Below are 18,989 nucleotides of genomic sequence, written 5' to 3' on the forward strand. Positions count from 1 at the left end.
CCCCCAATATAAAGAGTCAATTTTCTTTACAATTTCTATTTTACAAAAAATAATTCCTTGTGGATATCCATACATTATTTTTTTTTATTAATGTATTATTTGGTAATATCTAACCCCTCCTGTATAATTCAATTTATTAAATATAAATGGATGTGAGAACAAATGAATAAGAAGATTGGTTTTATTGGTTGCGGTAAAATGGCCCAAGCTATGATTGGTGGGTTAATTGATTCGAATGTAATTGAAAAGCATCAAATTTATGTAAGTGCAAGATCTAATGAAACACTTGTAAAAGTGAAAGATTTATATAATGTTCACACATTAAATAGTAATATCGATTTAGCAATGCAGGTTGATTATTTGTTTTTAGCAGTTAAACCTGATTTATATCCAACTATTATTGAGGAAATTAAAGAAGTTGTTTCAAGTAATACTGTAATCATTACAATTGCCGCTGGAATTACTTTAGAAGGTGTTGAGAAATCATTCGGTAAAGAGGTTAAAATCGTTCGAACGATGCCAAATACTCCTTCGTTAGTTAGGGAAGGCATGAGTGCACTGTGTCATAATCAAGTAGTGTCCAATGAAGAGTTAAGTGAAGTAATGGAAATTTTCAATAGCTTCGGAAAATGCGAATTAGTAAATGAAAAATTAATGGATGCGATTCCTGCTGTTAGTGGTTCTTCTCCAGCTTATGTTTACTTAATGATTGAAGCTTTAGCAGATGGAGCTGTATTACAAGGTATCAAACGCGACCAAGCATATAAGTTAGCTGCACAAGCAGTTTTAGGTGCAGCAAAAATGGTACTTGAAACTGAACTACATCCTGGAGAATTAAAAGACCAAGTTTGTACACCAGGTGGTGCAACAATAGAAGCAATTGCCGAATTAGAAAAACAAGGCTTCCGCTCATCTATTATTTCGGCCATGGAACGTTGTACTGAGAAATCAGTGTCTTTAGGTAAATGATATTGGAACCATATACACACTGAGGCATTCATATTTGTGAATGCCTTTTTAATGCAAAAAAACTGTCGAGATTTACTCGACAGCCTTTTACCTCTTAAAGGGTATTTGTTATTATTTTGCAGCTTTTACAGCTTCGATTGCTGCTTCATAGTTTGGATGAGTTGTACCTTCAGCTACGTACTCAACGTAAGTAACAACATCATTTGAATCTACTACGAATACTGCACGAGCTAATAAACGTAATTCTTGCATTAAGACACCAAATGCTTCACCAAAAGATGCATCACGGTGATCAGAATAAGTATGTACATTTTCTAAACCACTTGCAGCACACCATCTTTTTTGTGCGAATGGTAAGTCCATTGAAATTGTTAAAACTTCAACGTTTTCTACGTTTGATAATTCTTCGTTAAAACGACGAGTTTGAGCATCACAAATTCCAGTATCTACAGAAGGTACTGCGCTAATTAAGCGTACTTTACCAGCTGAAGCCTCTAAAGTTACAGGGCTTAAATCATTTGCTAATACAGTAAAGCTTGGAGCTTTTTCTCCTACTTTTACTTCTTGTCCAATAAGAGTTACTGGATTGTTTTTAAATGTTACAGTTGCCATGATATTTCCTCCCAAAATTACAAAATGTTCACAACATTTATCTTACTGGAAGGAAACCTTGAATGCAATTAACTTTACTTAAATTTTATATTTAATCTAAATCTGAATCAAAATCATCCACATGTTTATCTGAATCATCTTTTTTCTTCATATATTTTTTTACTTTTTCTAATGCTTGTGGAGTTAAATCCATTAGCTTTTCAATTAAATGTGTATTTTGGTCTAAGTGAAGTAGTTTAACACCATCTTTACCTACAATTAAAAATGCAATCGGAGTGATTGAAGCACCTCCGCCTGTACCTCCTCCAAATGGATGTGGACTTCTTACTTCAGCTTCTTTAACACCATCTACTAAATGGTAATTTCGAAATTCACTTCCACCAGCTGCAAAGCCAACCCCTACTTTTGATACGGTTAAAATTAAACTTCCATCTGGTGTTGAAATTGGATCACCAATAATTGTATTTACATTAATCATTGCTGATAAATTTTCCATTGCCGCGTGCATTAAGTCTCCAATAGGATGTTGACTCATTTGTTAATCACCTCTAATTAGTTTCGATTGGATGTGTTGCTTTAAAGTCTTTTCTAGTTTTTAAATATGCTTTAAGTAATAATAATCCCGCAAAGACTGCCTTTCGTACCGAAAATGAAAACCTTATCTTTCCTTTAGTTTCCATTACGGACGTATAATAATTGGGCGTGATATCGATCGTTGGCGGATGATGTAATATTGTAAATTTCTTTAATAAATTTTCAAAAATTCCGATCGCACTATAAGCTGTTCCAATTGATATCCCTGTTAAAGCAGAATTTCCGACACCGAAATGAATATGATAAGTTAAATTGTAAATTTGTACAGTGTTTAAAAATTTTGTAATGATAGTATGTCCGTTGGAGTATAAATTTATGAAAAAATCAATTTGTTGAAAGACAGACAAATCCCTTTTTTTCTCTAAATCTGATACGTCCTCCTTTACCTCTTTTGGTCTCTTTAAAGGAATCGTAAAGGTGAAATACAAAAGGTTGTTCAGGATAGACAGTTTAATATTCATAAATCGTTCTTCATTTGTATAAACGGATAAAATATTGACTTTCATATTTATAAAAAGGACGAAAATGATTAACAGTAAAACAACGATTGCAATAAAAATTAGAATTGAGTATAGGTAAAGCAAAAAATCACCCTTTTTTGTATCAGTATGGGCAAACCAACTTCTGGATAAACAAAAAGAATGGTAAAATTACATACCATTCTTTTTGAGTAGTAAAATATTAGGTTTTTAATGTAAATTCTAGTTGTTTGTTGGTAACAAACAACTTCTAGGACACTCTCGCTTGACCTTCCCTTAACTTACTCATGTCTTTTATAGACAATATAACCACGGCAAATAGTTTCACTGCATTTAACAGACAGTAGATCATCTTTTTCTAACTCAAATGGATTTTCATCAAATAAAATAATGTCAGCAGAATATCCTTCTTTTATGAGACCTCTTTTATCTTCTTGACGAAACGAAGCCGCACTATCAATTGTATATAGTTTTATTGCCTCATATAGGCTAATTGCTTCATCGATATTATATGCTATCTGGTCCTTTGCTTTTCGGGTAACCGCTGTATATATACCTTGCCACGGATTAATTGTATCAATCGGTGTATCTGAACCATTTGCTATAGCGATTGATTCATTTAATAGTGTTTTAATTAAATATGCATATTCATTTCGGCTATGACCAATACGTTCTACTAGCCATGGATAATCGGCATATATAAATGAGGTTTGTACATCTACAACGATGTTTAATTCTTTCATTTCCTCAATTAATTTTGGAGATAAAATTGCACAATGTATAAAACGATCAGGTAGCTGAGTTTGATTAGGATATTTTTTAACAACATCAATAGCTTGCTTAACGGCTAAATCTCCAATCATATGAAATGCTATTGGCAATCTATTTTCACGCGCTTTTTTTGTAATTATTTCTAATTTTTCTAAAGAAGTCACTTGTAATCCTGTTATGCTTTGATCGTCGTCATAAGGTTTTTGTAACAGTGCAGTGCGACCACCAAATGAACCATCAATAAATGCTTTTACGCCTCCAAATGATACATTTTTATTGCCATTATGTAATCTTCCTTTGACTTCATCCAAAGTCGTATGATGAATTAAAACATGAGTATGAAATGGAACTTCATTTAACAATCGCTCATATAAATCTATCACTAAATTTGCGTTTCCATAATAGGATAAATCCTCTGTAACCGCTCCAACAATACCGTATTGATAACAATCTTTAATAGCGGAAATGATTGCTTTTGACAAATACTGATCGTCAGGTGCCGGCATCGCTTTTATGATTAAATTGACAGCTTCATCATACAATAATCCGTTTAAACGACCATCCTCAAAGCAGCCAATTTGTCCTCCTTCGATTTGCATTTGTTCATTTATTGATGCATGGTCAAGTGCAAGAGAATTTACAAAGTAGACATGTCTACAAGTTCTTTTTAACACAAGTGGATTTGTGCTTGATAAACTATTTAAGTCGTCAATGCAAAATACAGCTTTTGAGTCCCATTCGTTTTCATTCCATCCTTCCCCAACAATCCACTCATTTGGGTGCGCGTCATTTACAACTTTTTTCATTCGATCAAGCATCTCGTCATATGATTGACACTTTGACAAATCTACACGATTCATCGCTTCTCCATGACCAATTAAATGCAAATGACTATCAATGAAACCTGGAAAACCGATTTTTCCGTTACAATTGATTTTCTCAAATTGTTCACCCTCTAAAGTAGAAAGTAAATCTTCATATGTTCCTGTTTTTAAAATTTGTTCACCTTCAGTAATGATTGAGTCTACAGTTTCCCCTTCATTTTCCATCGTATAGAATAAACCATTATGCCAAAGCTTCTTCATTTCATTCCACCAACCGTTCTTAAAATAGTTTCGTTTTTTATTTTGAAAGATAAATTGTCCCAAAATCAAAAAAAGAGGGAATTTTCCCTCATTTTAACATAAGTATTTAATTGGATTCACGTAATTGTTCCATCGTACGTAATTCTACTCGGCGAATTTTACCAGAAGTTGTTTTTGGTAGCTCTTGGACAAATTCAATTTTACGTGGATATTTATAAGGAGCAGTAATTTTTTTCACGTGTTCTTGTAGTTCAGATACTAAGTCATCTTGATTTGTAGTATTTTCAGTCAAAACAACAAATGCTTTAACAACATTTCCACGTAATGGATCTGGACTAGCAACAACCGCACATTCTTTTACAAGCTTATGTTGTACTAACGCATCTTCTATTTCAAAAGGACCAATTGTATAACCAGAACTAATAATGATGTCGTCACTTCGCCCATCAAACCAATAGTAGCCATCTTCATCTTTCTTAGCTCGGTCACCGGTTAAATAATACTCGCCTTTTCTTTGTGCTTTTGTACGTTCCATATCATTATAATAATGTTTAAATAATGCTGGTGAGCTTAAATGTACTGCGATATGTCCCACTTCGTTAACCCCAATTGGATTTCCTTCATCATCAACGATTTCAACTAAGTTTCCTGGCGTTGGAATACCCATTGAACCTACTTTTGCTTTAATATCCTTCATCGTCCCGATTAATAAAGTATTTTCAGTTTGTCCATAACCATCTCTTACATCAACATTGAAATGCTTTTTGAACGTACGGATTACTTCTTGATTTAAAGGCTCTCCTGCTGATACAGCACTTCTTAATGTAGGTAATTGATATTGATCTAGATTTTCAACCTTTGCCATAAAACGGTATTCGGTTGGCGTACTACAAAATACTGTTATATTTTGCTCCTTTAGTAATGTTAGGAAAGTATCTGAATCAAATTTCCCTTCATAAAAGAAACCCGTTGCCCCACTGCCTAATGTCGCTAGAAATGGACTCCAAATCCACTTTTGCCACCCTGGACCTGCAGTTGCCCATACAGTATCATCTTCAGTCACATCTAGCCAATTCGAAGCAACTGTACGAATATGTGCAAACCCCCAACTATGAGTGTGTACAACCCCTTTAGGATTGCCAGTCGTTCCTGACGTATATGAAATAAACGCTAAGTCATCACTTTTTGTTTCCACAGTTAATACATGTGCTCCACTAATTGCTTGGTCATTCAATGAAGTCCACACTGTTTGTTGATTATGAATCGTAAATAATTTATATTTTCCAGTTTTAGCAATATCGCTAAAAGTACCTATATATTCATCATGCGAAACAATCGCTTTTACTTCACTATGTTCAAGACGGTACTGAATATCCTTAACCGTTAACATTTCAGATCCTGGGATTACAACACATCCAATTTTTAAAATAGCTAAATAAACTACATAAGTCTCAATACATCTTGGCATCATTACAAAAAGTTTGTCCCCTTTTTCGATGCCACTATTTTTAAATGTAAAAGCATATTGGTGAACTTTATTATATAGTTCCTTATATGTTAATTGGTGGGATTCTCCATTTATGTCAACCCACTTTAACGCCACTTTATCAGTTGAAGCAAATTTTTCAATTTCCCAAACGAGATTATATACTTTTGGAGCGATTAGACTTGTACTGTTCATCTTAGTTAGTCCCCCTTTTGATCATTACTAAAATTATATTTTGAATTTTGCAAAATAGAATAATAATGGTTTCGTTAATTGTATAGTCAATTCCTGCTATTTTTCGACTGTTTTTCAGAAAATTTAAACAAAAACTCACAAAAAAAATAAACTACCTAAAAAAGATAGTTTAATTCATCAAAATAACGAGCTATACTCCTCGCCTTTCCTGTAAATCAATCGCTTTCAACTGTAATACTGTATGTACAAGTAAATGTTTCATTAGGTTTTAGCATTTGAATACCAAGTCTATCTTTCATTTCTTTTACTTGGCCGATTTCATCTGCAATTCCATACCACGGTTCAATACATAGAAACGGTGCTGTTTGTGTAGTCCATATTCCAACGTATGGAAACCCCTCAAAATGAACTTTAATTGTATTACTATTATTTTTCGAACGAATTGTCAGCACGTTTTTATTAAGTTTTTCAAAAATTAATGCATCATCCTTAAAAAGTTCTCGAGTTAATGGTAAGTTTTTAATATTTTGACCGATTAGTTCTCTTTTACCACTTCGATATGGTCCTTCTAATTTAATTGTTTCTAATCTTTCTTCCTCTTCAAACTGTAAGTAATAATCCTCAAAACTTTCATCTTCCTTCAGTGGTATGTTAAACGCCGGATGAGCACCTATTGAAAATGGCATTGATTTCTGATCATTATTCGTTACAACATAATTAATAAAAACTGTATTGTTCTTAATCTTATAATTAATATTTAATGAAAATTGAAATGGATATTTTAAAAGCGTGTGTTCACTACTGATTAACTCATAGTTAATATAGTCTTCTTTCATTTCAGTTAATTGAAAATCCATATCTCTTGCAAAACCATGTTGAGAAAGCTCATAAACTTTATTATCCACTTTATATTGATTATCAATTAATTTACCAACATTCGGAAATAAAACAGGTGCATGTCTCCCCCAATAAGCAGGATCAGCATTCCATAAATAATTTAAATTATCTTTTTTTGTAAAGATACCCGTCAACTCTGCTCCCTGTGATTTAGTTGTAATTTTAATAAATTCATTTTCGATATTTGACATGAACAGGTCTCTCCTTTAATTTATTCCCTCAATTATAGCAAAGTTAATCTTAAATATTAAATCAAGCGAAATAGAAAAGAGGTAGGTTTTACCCTACCCCTTAATCCATAATTATTTAAATTTTATTATCGAGAAAATCCACCAAGGCTTTGTTCAGCCATTTGTACTAAACGCTTTGTGATTTCACCACCAACAGAACCATTAGCACGTGAAGTTGAATCTGGACCAAGGTTTACACCAAATTCTGTAGCGATTTCATACTTCATTTGGTTTAAAGCATTCTCAGCACCATCAACTAATAATTGATTGCTACCTGAATTATTTCTATTTGACATGTGTTGTCACCTCCTTGTGAGTATAGAGTGTGATAAAACACAAATCTTCATTCATATTTCTACTGGTAATTTTTAGTAATTTTATAAAAGTGCGTCGATATCGATTTCTTCTTCTTTTGTTGACGTTTGATTTCGAATCATTTCGTTCTCAAAAATGATTGATTCTCTATTAACTACAGCTTCATTTATTAGTTCAGTAAAGTCAAAACGACTCTCGTAACGAGCCACTTTATCACGTTTTGGTTTTGTAGTTGGATTAGCTGGAGTAAAAATTGTACAGCAATCCTCATAAGGTCTAATACTGATATCATACGTATCAATTTTTTTAGCAATATCCATAATCTCTAATTTATCCATAGCTAATAGTGGTCTTAAAACTGGATAATTAGTTACTTCATTGATTGTATGCATACTTTCCAATGTTTGGCTTGCCACTTGACCTAAACTTTCACCAGTTGCTAAAGCAAGTGCTTTTCGATCAACAGAAACTTGCTCTGCAATTTTAAGCATAACACGTCTCATGATTGTCATTGTGTAGCTTGCAGGCATTTCTTTATGAATTGCTTTTTGAATTTCAGTAAATGGTATAACATGTAAAGTCACTCGTCTACAATATCTAGTTAATTTACTTGCTAAATCAAATACTTTTTGTTTTGCACGATCACTCGTAAAAGGAGGACTTTCAAAATGAATCGCCTCTATTGACACACCTCGTTTTAATAACATGTACGCTGCTACTGGGCTATCGATTCCACCAGAAAGTAATAACATAACTTTTCCACCAACTCCAACTGGATAGCCACCTGCACCATATTCTTCTCCACAAGTAATATATGTAGCATCATCACGCACTTCTACTCGAACAGCTACATCTGGCTGATGAACATCTACAGATAAGTGTTCAGTATTTTGAAGAATATACCCACCTAGCTCGCGATTTAACTGTGGCGTATTTAATGGGAATTGTTTATAACTACGTTGTACGTTAACTTTAAACGTTTTAACACTATCACCAAGCTCGTTAATAGCTTCAAGAGCACCTTTTTTAATTGCATCTAATTCAGTATCAACTTTTCTAGCATAACTAAACGTATGAATTCCGAAAACTTCCTTTAGGTTGGCAGCAACCTTCTCATGGTCTTCACCATTTAATTTTATATACATACGATCACGCGTTGCAGTGATTTTAATTTTTTCATAAGCTTTTAATCGATTTCGAACATTTTCTCTTAATATACTTGTAAATCGACCTCGATTTTTTCCTTTTGTAGTCATTTCTCCATAGCGAATTAAAATATATTCTACATTCATGCTGTTACCCCATTATTTTATATAAATTTTTAATTACTTCTTTAATTATTTTGTTAAACTGCTCTACTTCAATCATTGTATTTTCATAAGAAAGACTTATTCTGACAGCACTACTTGCTACTTTTTCGTTCTTACCCATACTTTGTAGTACTCGGCTTATCTCAAAAGTTTTAGAAGAACATGCTGATTTTGTAGAAATAAAAACATTTTCTTCAGATAGAGCATGGACAATTACTTCAGGCTTTAATCCTACAAATGAAATATTTATTATATGTGGAGCAAAATCTGATTGTGGTGAGTTCAATACAGTATAGTCAATCATCTCTAAATTTTGAATGAGCGCGTTTCTCATGTTATATAGGTGATCATTCATTGTTTTTTGTTTTTCTAGCGTGATTCTTAACGCTTTTGCCATCGCAACAATTCCTGCTAGATTTTCCGTTCCTGAACGAATCTCTCTTTCCTGTGAACCACCTGTCATTAAAGATGATAATGTTACACCTTCTCTAATATATAAAATTCCAGTTCCTTTTACACTATGAAATTTATGACCAGAAATAGATAATAAATCGATCGCAGCTTGTTTAATATTTAATGGTACTTTCCCTACCCCTTGAACCGCGTCAACATGGAAAAATACTTTAGGATAATCCGTTAATAATCGCCCAATTTCGGCTATCGGTTGAATTGCTCCTGTTTCATTATTTACATGAATGACAGAAACTAATATCGTATCATCTCTTAACGCATTTTTTAATTGGTCAACAGAAATAAACCCATCTTCGTTTGGGGATAAGTAGGTTACTTCAAATCCTAGATCCTCTAATTGTTTGTACGCTTCATAAATTGACGGATGTTCAATTTCAGTCGTAATTAAATGCTTCCCCCTTGAACGATGCATCATGGCAGTTCCTTTTATTGCTAAATTATTACCCTCTGTTCCACCTGATGTAAAGATGATCTCTGATGGTTGAACTGATAAAAGCTCTGCAATTTGGTTTCTAGCTTTTGAGAGTAATTGCTCTGAGCGTCCACCTAGCTTATGAATCGAAGAGGGATTTCCAAAAAATTGGTCCGAAACAGTCATATATGTGTCTAATACCTCTTTATAAGGCTTAGTAGTCGCGCTATTATCAAAATAAATCATATTTTTTTGTACCTCCATATTGCTTGAGTCCATTTTTCATTATATCTGAAAACAGACGAAACCCCTAAGATTTACATCTATAGGGGTAGTGTGTACTTTTGTTCACTTAGTATTTCTTGTAATTTATCGATTGCACCAGGTTCAATTTTTTCAATTGAAACGGCAGCTTCTTCTAGAGCTTCGTTATATTGAAATTCTCTAAATAATTGCTCTGCCTTGTCCATTGACGTTGCCATTTGTTCATTTTTACTTCTATAGCGATTTCCATATTGTATCACTTTTTCTACGAAATACCCTTGTTCAATCATATATTTCGTATCATTATAGCAAACATGTACAGCTGTTGCTGCTTTTTCTAGTAAAAATGAAACATGCGTCATTTTTAATGGCTTTTTCTCTAATTCCAAATAAACAATTTGCATACTTTCTTGAGCATCTTGTATTTGTTTCATAGAAGAAACTGGCATACCAGGTAAATTAGAAATTTGAACAAGACGTTTGACCTCTAACATTAATCGTTTCATTTCAATTAATTGATCACGAGCTTGTAATTCATCTTTTCGAAGTGCTTTTAGCATTTCAACATACATCAAATGAGATTCTTTAACATCTTCCATTTGCTTTTTTAATAAATCTAATTCTTCTCTTATTACAGAAAATGCAAGATCTTGTTCTGCTACACGGATCTGCAATAATTCAAAGCGTTTTGTAATGATGCTTACTTGCTTTTCAACCATTTTTTGTGCTTGAGTATCTTCATCACTTAATTCATAAATTTGCTGAACTAATTGAGTCTCTTCTTTTGTTTTCAAATTATCTTCTCGAATACTTTGAATTTCTTCCTGAGAAGTCCATATTTCTTTTTCTACTACAAATTTACTCTCTACTTCTTTTTCTAATAAATCATAGATTGAATCGACTTTTGCTTTCACAAATTCAAGCTTATCATTCGCTTCTGTGATTTCTAGTTTTTTAATTAATTCGACACAGTCGATACATATTTTAGAACAATCAATTGTTTCATTTTCTAATGCTTCAAAATCAAGCACATATCCATCTGCTTTCATTTGCTTTAAACCATCAGTTAAATTATGTATTTGAGAGGGCATTGTAGTAGAAGATTCAATATATAAATCCGGTATGATTTGCATATTTGTTTTTAGTATATGTACTTGATCAGCAATTTCTTTCACTAAGCCTCTTGCTTCTAAATAGTTTCCTTTTTCAGTTGTGTCATTAAATAATTGAATTTGTTGTTTGATATCATCCATTTTTTGTTCCAACTGAGTTTCAGAAATTGAATATAAATGACGATGAGTTAATAAAAGCTTTCTTTGCTCAAGATACTCTTGGTTTAACATTTCAATATCCGAATTATTTTGTTCTTCGCTACCTACTAGGTCACTTACCTCATTTAGAATTTTATCGATGCTTGATTCAGCTTCAGTTAGGCTTCCCTCAATTTCACTAATCCCTGCTTTAGCTTTCATGAAATGATATTTATTAATTGCCTCATCTATTTCTGAGATGGAATCAGTTACTTTTGGTAAAAAAGTTGTAACTAGTTCATCCCAATCGGTTCTCCATTTATCAAAAAGCTCTTCCGTTTGGCCGGTCATATTTAAGGCCTTTAGCTTTGAAAGTTCATCCGTAACTGGCTTACTCATTAACTGCATTCTCCACGATTCAAGTTCATCGAGTTTTTTGAATAAACGTTGTCGAATTGTTAAGGCTACAATCATTAATGCGATAACAATAGCTATTACGACTAAAATTACATAGAATGTCATTGTCATTTTCCCTGATGTACCTCCTTTTACTGCCATCTGAATCTATTTATTTGAACGTTATTTTTTGAGTTAATAAATCGCTATTTATTTAGGTCATAGTTAATAATAACATGATAAAGTTGATTTTTGGCTTAATTTTTTCAATTTTTTCATATTTTTATCAAACTATAATAAATACTGTAAAAGCTTGTAGAAATTTCAGATTTTCAAACAACGAAAAACGCCTTTTCATTGTGATTTTTCACAATGAAAAAGGCGAACTTTTAGGATGACAGTTCTACTCGACTAACTAGTCTCTCATCCATATCGAATAGTGATTCGATCCACTTCTCAACATACTCTTTATATCTTTCAAAAAAATACATATCATTTTGTTTTATATACAATACTTCATTTAAATAGCTTGGAAATAAGTACGGTGTTGAAAGGAAGGATTTTAATTGGACGAAAAAGACTGAAAATGGCATTGTTAGTTTCACATTAGACATACGAATAGCATCATAAATTTGAGTAAATGTATAACGCTCTCTTGCTAAATAAGTCATCATAATTTCACGAATGAAGACCGAGTCGATTGTCAGCTCTCTGTAAAAAATCGAAGCATATTCCTTTTTTAAAAAGTAATAATTAAGTACTTCACCAACAAGGTTCATTAAAATTACATTTGCGTTTTTATCATACAATGACAAACTATGTTTATCTAAAATTTCAACGTATCCTTCTAAAAAATCTACTATGATATGTTCAAGTAAACCTTGTTTACCTTTAAAATAATATGAAATCGTCGCAATATTTACATTTGCTTTTTTAGAAATGTCCCTTACTGAAGTACCATGGTATCCATTAATTTTAAATAACGTAAGCGCTGTCTCGATGACTTTCTTCTTTGTTGCAAGTTTATCTTGCTCCATACTCGTCACCCTCTTTTACAACATCAATTCCTTTATTAATTAGCGAAATACTGATAAAATCCTCTACAAATCGGTCGACAAAATCACCAGTATTCTTTCGAAATATGCTATGATATTTCACATGAAATAGGGAAAGGGGTCTACAAATGTTTCAAAAAGTCGAATATTCAGGTACAAAAGAACAACAATATAATACTCTAACAGCTCAAGTTAAAGCTTTAATAGATGGTGAACATAACCTAATTGCTAATTTAGCAAATACATCTGCCTTATTAAATCAGTTTTTACACCAAATAAATTGGGTAGGATTTTATTTAAAAGATGGCGATCGCAATGAATTAGTATTAGGCCCATTTGTAGGTCTTCCTGCTTGTGTACGTATACCATACGGCAAGGGAGTTTGCGGTACATCTGCTCAAACAAAAACAGTTCAAAGAATCGATAATGTTCACGATTTCCCTGGCCACATCGCTTGTGACGCTGCATCAAATTCAGAGATCGTTATTCCTTTAATTCATAATGGTGAAGTAATTGGTGTATTAGATATCGATAGTCCGGAATTCAATCGTTTTGATGAAACGGATCAAAAATATCTTCAAGCAATCGTAAATTTAATTGAAGAAACAATTAAATAAGAAAATTAATTTCTAAAGGAATCCTTTATTGGATTTCTTTTTTCTTTTTATAAAAAGCTAAAAACAAAACTGCCCTTGACTATTTTATACTATCTGGTTATAATATTTTTTGTGTAAAATAACGCAGCGTTGTAAGCACAGGCTTGATATTTATTTTGTTCCTCTACTGTTAAGAGGTGTCATCGCGTAACTCTGGCTGCTGGAGCGAGGATACATGAAAGCAAAATAAACAAACTGGGGCTACACGAACGTTTTTATTTTACTCCAAAATAAAAACTAAAGGAGGAGACAATCAATGTCTCGTTATACAGGATCTACTTGGAAATTATCTCGCCGTTTAGGCATTTCATTAAGCGGAACAGGTAAAGAATTAGAAAAACGCCCTTACGCACCAGGTCAACACGGACCTAACCAACGTAAAAAATTATCAGAATACGGTTTACAATTACAAGAGAAGCAAAAGCTTCGTCACATGTTTGGTGTTAATGAGCGCCAATTCCGTCGCACTTTTGATATCGCTGGTAAATTAGCTGGTAAACACGGTGAAAACTTCATGATCTTATTAGAAACTCGTTTAGACAACGTAGTTTACCGTATGGGTCTTGCTCGTACTCGTCGTGCTGCTCGTCAATTAGTTAACCACGGTCACATCTTAGTTGATGGCAAACGTGTAGACATCCCTTCTTTCCGCGTGAAAATTGGCCAAACTATCAGCTTACGTGAAAAATCACAAAACTTAGCTGTAGTTAAAGAAGCTGTTGAAGTTAACAACTTTGTACCTGAGTACATCACTTTCAACGCTGACAAATTAGAAGGTACTTTCAACCGCTTACCAGAGCGTTCTGAATTACCAGCTGAAATCAACGAAGCTCTTATCGTTGAATTCTACAACCGTTAATTAAAATGCTATGTAAATAGCATTTATAAAAACCCTAGAAACGTTGCTATATCAACACTTCTAGGGTTTTTTTATATTTAAATTCTGACAACAAAAGCCAACTAACCACCACAAATTAGGCGGATTTTTTTGGGGGATATTTTATTGTATATTATAGTGGACAGACACTTTTAAAACTATATAATCCGATTCTATTCAAATGAAAAAAGGACCCTTCCAGCACTCACTATTACTGGAAGGGTTCTTTTTACTTGGAGTTTTAATGAATCATATTCAAAAAGTACTGGGCAACATTTGAATAATAAACAAAATAGACTGTCCTTATTTGACCCCCGCAGGCTTGCCGAGAAGGCCCAGGTCTCGCCCCATGGAAAGCGAGCATCCTGTAGTGGAAATCAACATCACTCTACTCCTTTTACGAAAATTTGGTAATTTAATTAACATGGTTGTTTTTCAACAACGTGAAAACCCCCTATTATATTAATATGGGATTTTATTTATTTCAAGTTTGTACTAGTACTCACTAAACCATTAGAAACATCGGCTAAATTGTTTTTAATGTAGTTTTATTAATTCAATTTTTATTTTAGTATAATAGCCTTTTGTCTTTACAAAGCGTCGAAGAAAATTTATCTATTTCGAAATGTTCCATTTTTAAAACAAAAAGACTTTTTTTAGATACATTCAAATCCCAATATTTATTATACACTTACATTGTGAATATATTTACATACTATAAATTCGGAGGATTGATATGAAGAAAGCTTTTGTCCTTATTCTTTCTCTAGTATTAGCTTTTACATTTACCTATCCATTTTTATCCAAAGAGACCGAGAATGTTGTAGCTGAAGAAATTAAAAATTTTACAGTAGAGGAACAAGTATCGAATTCTCCTACTACTGAACTTTTGACAGATATAGATTCTCTAAAAGAAGTTAATGAGGAATTAGCAAAGAAAAATACTTTTGAAATAGGTCAGGATGTTGTAGTTTCAAAAGATGAACCTGGAGTTGAAATAGCGGTTAATGAAGTTGGGGACTTACAAATAGATGTGTCAAACGAAGATGTTTTAAACGACCTAAAGAAGTCAGGTGTCATTTATCCATTAGAAGATGAAAATATTCTTGGATACACTGTAGTTATTAAAGAGGACCAAATTGACAGTTATCTCAACAAGGAAGTTGCAACTCCAATTAAAGCTAGATGGGGTAACGGGTTATATGTGAAAAAAGGAAATACTACTTATGGGAATGGTGAAGTTATTCGTATGAGTTCTTATAAAGGTAAATGTACCGCAACACTGTCTATAACTGAGTCAAGACAGATAGAAGTTTCTGGTACAGCAGGTTTACCTATTAAAGCCATAGCTGGGGAATTAGGAATTACTTATAAAAGCAGCTATACTATTTCTGACACCTACGAAGTAAGTGTCCCAGCCGGTAAAACTTATCGTATCACTGCAAAAGATTACTTAAAGATATATAATTTTGAAGTATGGAATGATTCGTGGATTGGCACTGACAAAAAAGAATCCTCCGGTAAAGATAAAAGACCTGTTGGAATTGCTTTTACATACTCAGTGATTAAATAGTTCAAACATACTTAACTTTCTTGTTTAGGTGAAAACTTACAACCAAAAAAGGAATCATAAATATTATATGATTCATAGATTAACTTAAAATGCATACCCCATAAACTCCCTACCAGAATTGATAGAGAGTTTTTTATTCCTCTTCATTTTTAACTATAAGCTTAAATAAAAAAAGCCCCCGACTTTACTCGAAGGGCTACTTAGGCGGAAATGAGAGGTGTATTAAAATAACCTTTTATATTATTTTAATTTCACTACCGCTAAGTCATGTTGCATTGCATTATTACCATTTTGAGGATCAAATGCAATGTCACTAAGTCCAAATACACTTACTACAACATCACGATCTTTCGGATGAAGAATTCTTACCTCATAAGCATATAAAGTTGGTGGAAGTTGGAAAGATCTAAATGTTCTATATTGATTAGATGGAATTGTTACTGTAGATGGGTCAACCATAGGAAGAATCACTGGTAAACCACTTGACCAGTCAAACATTAAAACACTCACAGAACGAGCATCATCCGGGTCAACATTAACTGCTTCAACTGTTAAAAACTGAGTACTAGAATGTCTTCTTAATACGCCAGTTGATAAAAATTTTGCCATCAACGTCACTCCTTTCATATTATTTGGACAAGCAAATCCATATAATATAAAATGTTTCAATCAGTAGAAATGAAACGGACATTGGTACAAATTAAATAATAGTTTTTATAAAAATGATAGATTGCCTAAAATGATTAAATTTGTTTATAGTAAATAGCTTTTAAAATAGATAAACATTCTCTTAAATATGCTGTTGGTATGATTACTTTTGGTGTTTTTGCAGGAAGACCGACTACATTTAACCCTTGTTTTTTAGCCAATTTTAAAGATCTAAATAAATGATAATCATTTGAAACAACGACTCCTTGAGCTTGATCATTGTGAATGAGTTTTTTTGAGAATTTCATATTCTCGTATGTATTAGTTGATAAATCTTCTTTAATGATTCGATCTTCTGCAATTCCTAATTTGATTAATTCAACCCTCATACATTCAGCTTCTGATATCAATTCATCATGACCTTTTCCACCTGAAACAATAATTTTTGCACTTTTATTTTCCTTAGCATATTTTGCTGCTGTTTCAATTCGATAACGTAAAGCTCTAGTAGGCTTATCTTTTTTCAAACCAGCACCTAAAACAATAACATAATCGGCGTTTTTAGGTACTTTATGCTGATATTGCAAAAAGCTATTTACACCGATAAAAACGATACAGAATACATAGCTTAGTATCCCAATAATTATTATATATGTAATTATTTTAAAAACGCTCATTAGCTTTATCCCCTTAAATAAAATTACTTTAACTTTTATTTTATCTAATAATTAAGTGGATTTCACTAAAATTTGGAATATTCCACAATTCTTTAACATTATTTCAGACCGTAAATAAAAAATCCCCTATACGAAAAGAAATGCTTGTCCTTTCTTTCGTATAAGGGATTGTTTCAAATTATTTATTCAATTATCTAGGATACTTATCGCCCATAGGATTATGTTGATCCTTCGAAAGTCTCTTTTGATGTGCTTTCGTTTTCGCATCTACATGATTTGCATCACTAGGACGATTTTTCTTTGAACCACCTGCTGCATGACTCATTTTTTTCCCTCCATTAACCAGTTCGTACAAAAACTAGTTTACGTAGAAATAATTTGTTTATGCTACTTTTCTTGAACTTTCACCTTTATTTTCAACTTCTAATCCTTTACCCAATAAAGCAGCTAACATACTGAATAGTGGTGTAATAAATAGGACGAACGAAAACGGTAAGTAATCAATAACCGGTACTCCTAATGTTGAAGCAAAAAACGCTCCACTTACACTCCAAGGAACGATTGGATTAAAAAGAGTTCCTCCATCTTCTAATGCACGTGATAAGTTTTTAAGTGGAATATTTTTTTTGATAAATACATCCTTTAATAATTGCCCAGGAAGTAGAATTGATAAGTATTGTTCACCTGTTAAAAGATTTACACTCATTGCAGATAATGTACTTGCAATAACAATATTCCCTTTACGTTTCAAATTAGATAATGATTTTATTAATGTCTCGAATACACGTAGCTCTTGTAATAATCCGCCTAAAGCAAGTGCAATAAAAATTAATGACACGGACCACATCATCGATTGTAATCCTCCACGGTTAACAATCGAATTAAGCATTTCATTTCCTGTATCCGTTTGGAATCCATTTTGTAATGTTGTAAACACTTTTGCAAGTGTAATATCCTTTTGAATGAAAAATGCTAAAACTAATGAACTAACAATACCCGCCGACATTGTTGGTAAAGTTGAAAAACCTCTAAATGCCATAATAAATACAATTAAACATGGGATTAATAATAACGGATTCACTTCAAAGCTAGATGAAATTGCTTTTTTCATTTCTGTAACCTGCGCCATATCTGTATTTCCATGACCCATACCGATGATTAAAAATAAAATAACTGTAACAATTAATGCTGGAATTGTTGTATATGCCATATGTCGAATATGTTCATTAACCTTTATTCCTAAAATGCTTGGAACAAAATTCGTTGTATCTGAGATTGGTGACATTTTATCACCAAAGCACGCTCCACTAATAATTGCACCTGCTGCAATTGCTGGTGGAATCCCCATAATATGAGCGATTCCCATTAACGCTACACCGACTGTAGCAATAGTAGTAAATGTACTACCTGTAAAACTAGCAACAATGATTGTAATAAAAATTGCACTGATCGCAAACCATTTAGCTGAAAGAACAGAAATTCCGTAAAATAATAAAGTTGGTACCGTACCACTTAGCATCCAAGAACCGATTAATAGACCGATCATCATTAAGATTAATGTAGGAGACAACCCATTTTGAATACCCTTTTTCATCCCATTTTCAATCTGTTCCCATTTAAATCCTTTAAATAATCCAAATACAGCTAAACAAACCACACATAAAAGAAGCGGAATTTGTGGATCTGATTTTAATATAACTAGACAACTAGACATAATAACTGCAAACAGTACGATTAACGCACCTAATTCAATATTTTTCATTTTAT

At 32.7% G+C, this 18,989-nt stretch carries 19 protein-coding genes; 4 read left to right on the forward strand and 15 right to left on the reverse strand.

Annotation, left to right across the window (positions count from 1 at the left end):
* Positions 1–162 precede the first annotated feature (162 nt).
* On the forward strand, positions 163–969 hold the full coding sequence (proC, locus tag V5E38_RS16510) for a pyrroline-5-carboxylate reductase family protein (RefSeq protein WP_499210795.1): 807 nt from the start codon (positions 163–165) through the stop codon (positions 967–969).
* Between the two features lie 111 nt (positions 970–1,080).
* On the opposite strand, the gene tpx is transcribed toward proC, so the two are convergent.
* The 11 genes from tpx to refZ all read right to left on the reverse strand — a co-directional run bounded on the left by tpx (position 1,081) and on the right by refZ (position 12,773).
* Positions 1,081–1,581, reverse strand: a complete 501-nt coding sequence (tpx, locus tag V5E38_RS16515; protein ID WP_335479636.1) for a thiol peroxidase — start codon at positions 1,579–1,581, stop codon at positions 1,081–1,083.
* Between the two features lie 91 nt (positions 1,582–1,672).
* Entirely contained in the window at positions 1,673–2,116 is a 444-nt protein-coding gene (ytfJ, locus tag V5E38_RS16520) for a GerW family sporulation protein (protein WP_097979115.1), read from the reverse strand.
* 13 nt (positions 2,117–2,129) lie between these two features.
* Entirely contained in the window at positions 2,130–2,636 is a 507-nt protein-coding gene (locus V5E38_RS16525; RefSeq protein ID WP_499210796.1) for a DUF2953 domain-containing protein, read from the reverse strand.
* Between the two features lie 299 nt (positions 2,637–2,935).
* Positions 2,936–4,510 (reverse strand): amidohydrolase, encoded by a 1,575-nt coding sequence (locus V5E38_RS16530; protein ID WP_499210797.1) that lies wholly within the window; start codon positions 4,508–4,510, stop codon positions 2,936–2,938.
* A 106-nt stretch (positions 4,511–4,616) separates the two neighbouring features.
* The gene (mbcS, locus tag V5E38_RS16535; protein WP_499210798.1) at positions 4,617–6,191 is read right to left on the reverse strand and encodes an acyl--CoA ligase; all 1,575 of its coding nucleotides are present in this window, start codon (positions 6,189–6,191) and stop codon (positions 4,617–4,619) included.
* Between the two features lie 215 nt (positions 6,192–6,406).
* Complete coding sequence (locus tag V5E38_RS16540) at positions 6,407–7,279, reverse strand: aldose 1-epimerase family protein (RefSeq protein ID WP_499210799.1); 873 nt, start codon at positions 7,277–7,279, stop codon at positions 6,407–6,409.
* Between the two features lie 125 nt (positions 7,280–7,404).
* Entirely contained in the window at positions 7,405–7,614 is a 210-nt protein-coding gene (locus tag V5E38_RS16545; RefSeq protein ID WP_097979120.1) for an alpha/beta-type small acid-soluble spore protein, read from the reverse strand.
* Positions 7,615–7,695: 81 nt separating this feature from the next.
* Complete coding sequence (gene thiI, locus V5E38_RS16550) at positions 7,696–8,925, reverse strand: tRNA sulfurtransferase (protein ID WP_499210800.1); 1,230 nt, start codon at positions 8,923–8,925, stop codon at positions 7,696–7,698.
* A 4-nt stretch (positions 8,926–8,929) separates the two neighbouring features.
* Positions 8,930–10,072, reverse strand: a complete 1,143-nt coding sequence (locus tag V5E38_RS16555) for a cysteine desulfurase family protein (RefSeq protein ID WP_499210801.1) — start codon at positions 10,070–10,072, stop codon at positions 8,930–8,932.
* A gap of 77 nt (positions 10,073–10,149) precedes the next feature.
* The gene (gene ezrA / locus V5E38_RS16560; RefSeq protein ID WP_499210802.1) at positions 10,150–11,868 is read right to left on the reverse strand and encodes a septation ring formation regulator EzrA; all 1,719 of its coding nucleotides are present in this window, start codon (positions 11,866–11,868) and stop codon (positions 10,150–10,152) included.
* Positions 11,869–12,125: 257 nt separating this feature from the next.
* A complete protein-coding gene (gene refZ / locus V5E38_RS16565; RefSeq protein WP_499210803.1) occupies positions 12,126–12,773 on the reverse strand; it encodes a forespore capture DNA-binding protein RefZ in 648 nt (215 codons plus the stop codon).
* 146 nt (positions 12,774–12,919) lie between these two features.
* Between refZ and V5E38_RS16570 the strand changes: the two genes are divergently transcribed.
* The 3 genes from V5E38_RS16570 (at position 12,920) to V5E38_RS16580 (ending at position 15,897) form a co-directional block, all read left to right on the forward strand.
* Positions 12,920–13,408 carry a GAF domain-containing protein gene (locus V5E38_RS16570; protein ID WP_499210804.1) on the forward strand — a complete coding sequence of 163 codons (489 nt, stop codon included), beginning with the start codon at positions 12,920–12,922 and terminating at the stop codon, positions 13,406–13,408.
* 295 nt (positions 13,409–13,703) lie between these two features.
* Positions 13,704–14,306 (forward strand): 30S ribosomal protein S4, encoded by a 603-nt coding sequence (gene rpsD / locus V5E38_RS16575; protein WP_097979126.1) that lies wholly within the window; start codon positions 13,704–13,706, stop codon positions 14,304–14,306.
* Positions 14,307–15,060: 754 nt separating this feature from the next.
* Positions 15,061–15,897: a hypothetical protein gene (locus V5E38_RS16580; RefSeq protein ID WP_499210805.1), complete on the forward strand. Its 837-nt coding sequence runs from the start codon at positions 15,061–15,063 to the stop codon at positions 15,895–15,897.
* Positions 15,898–16,137: 240 nt separating this feature from the next.
* Here the strand turns inward: V5E38_RS16580 and V5E38_RS16585 are convergent, their stop codons facing one another.
* The 4 genes from V5E38_RS16585 to nhaC form a co-directional block, all read right to left on the reverse strand.
* Positions 16,138–16,506: a hypothetical protein gene (locus tag V5E38_RS16585; protein ID WP_499210806.1), complete on the reverse strand. Its 369-nt coding sequence runs from the start codon at positions 16,504–16,506 to the stop codon at positions 16,138–16,140.
* A 134-nt stretch (positions 16,507–16,640) separates the two neighbouring features.
* A complete protein-coding gene (locus V5E38_RS16590) occupies positions 16,641–17,222 on the reverse strand; it encodes a YdcF family protein (protein WP_499210807.1) in 582 nt (193 codons plus the stop codon).
* 190 nt (positions 17,223–17,412) lie between these two features.
* Complete coding sequence (locus V5E38_RS16595) at positions 17,413–17,547, reverse strand: hypothetical protein (RefSeq protein WP_097979132.1); 135 nt, start codon at positions 17,545–17,547, stop codon at positions 17,413–17,415.
* 57 nt (positions 17,548–17,604) lie between these two features.
* Positions 17,605–18,984, reverse strand: a complete 1,380-nt coding sequence (gene nhaC, locus V5E38_RS16600) for a Na+/H+ antiporter NhaC (RefSeq protein WP_499210808.1) — start codon at positions 18,982–18,984, stop codon at positions 17,605–17,607.
* Positions 18,985–18,989: the final 5 nt, after the last annotated feature.

The sequence above is a fragment of the Rossellomorea sp. GAMAL-10_SWC genome, assembly GCF_049568075.1.
GTDB lineage: Bacteria > Bacillota > Bacilli > Bacillales > Bacillaceae_G > Gottfriedia.

Excerpts from the sequence above, each read along its gene's own strand:
- V5E38_RS16595 (WP_097979132.1), bottom strand. The coding sequence starts at position 17,547 with ATGAGTCATGCAGCAGGTGGTTCAAAGAAAAATCGTCCTAGTGATGCA.
- ytfJ (WP_097979115.1), bottom strand. The coding sequence starts at position 2,116 with ATGAGTCAACATCCTATTGGAGACTTAATGCACGCGGCAATGGAAAAT.
- V5E38_RS16530 (WP_499210797.1), bottom strand. The coding sequence starts at position 4,510 with ATGAAGAAGCTTTGGCATAATGGTTTATTCTATACGATGGAAAATGAA.
- V5E38_RS16580 (WP_499210805.1), top strand. The coding sequence starts at position 15,061 with ATGAAGAAAGCTTTTGTCCTTATTCTTTCTCTAGTATTAGCTTTTACA.
- V5E38_RS16555 (WP_499210801.1), bottom strand. The coding sequence starts at position 10,072 with ATGATTTATTTTGATAATAGCGCGACTACTAAGCCTTATAAAGAGGTA.
- V5E38_RS16545 (WP_097979120.1), bottom strand. The coding sequence starts at position 7,614 with ATGTCAAATAGAAATAATTCAGGTAGCAATCAATTATTAGTTGATGGT.
- tpx (WP_335479636.1), bottom strand. The coding sequence starts at position 1,581 with ATGGCAACTGTAACATTTAAAAACAATCCAGTAACTCTTATTGGACAA.
- proC (WP_499210795.1), top strand. The coding sequence starts at position 163 with ATGAATAAGAAGATTGGTTTTATTGGTTGCGGTAAAATGGCCCAAGCT.
- nhaC (WP_499210808.1), bottom strand. The coding sequence starts at position 18,984 with ATGAAAAATATTGAATTAGGTGCGTTAATCGTACTGTTTGCAGTTATT.
- thiI (WP_499210800.1), bottom strand. The coding sequence starts at position 8,925 with ATGAATGTAGAATATATTTTAATTCGCTATGGAGAAATGACTACAAAA.
- V5E38_RS16590 (WP_499210807.1), bottom strand. The coding sequence starts at position 17,222 with ATGAGCGTTTTTAAAATAATTACATATATAATAATTATTGGGATACTA.
- mbcS (WP_499210798.1), bottom strand. The coding sequence starts at position 6,191 with ATGAACAGTACAAGTCTAATCGCTCCAAAAGTATATAATCTCGTTTGG.
- V5E38_RS16585 (WP_499210806.1), bottom strand. The coding sequence starts at position 16,506 with ATGGCAAAATTTTTATCAACTGGCGTATTAAGAAGACATTCTAGTACT.
- V5E38_RS16540 (WP_499210799.1), bottom strand. The coding sequence starts at position 7,279 with ATGTCAAATATCGAAAATGAATTTATTAAAATTACAACTAAATCACAG.
- ezrA (WP_499210802.1), bottom strand. The coding sequence starts at position 11,868 with ATGACAATGACATTCTATGTAATTTTAGTCGTAATAGCTATTGTTATC.
- V5E38_RS16570 (WP_499210804.1), top strand. The coding sequence starts at position 12,920 with ATGTTTCAAAAAGTCGAATATTCAGGTACAAAAGAACAACAATATAAT.
- refZ (WP_499210803.1), bottom strand. The coding sequence starts at position 12,773 with ATGGAGCAAGATAAACTTGCAACAAAGAAGAAAGTCATCGAGACAGCG.
- V5E38_RS16525 (WP_499210796.1), bottom strand. The coding sequence starts at position 2,636 with ATGAATATTAAACTGTCTATCCTGAACAACCTTTTGTATTTCACCTTT.
- rpsD (WP_097979126.1), top strand. The coding sequence starts at position 13,704 with ATGTCTCGTTATACAGGATCTACTTGGAAATTATCTCGCCGTTTAGGC.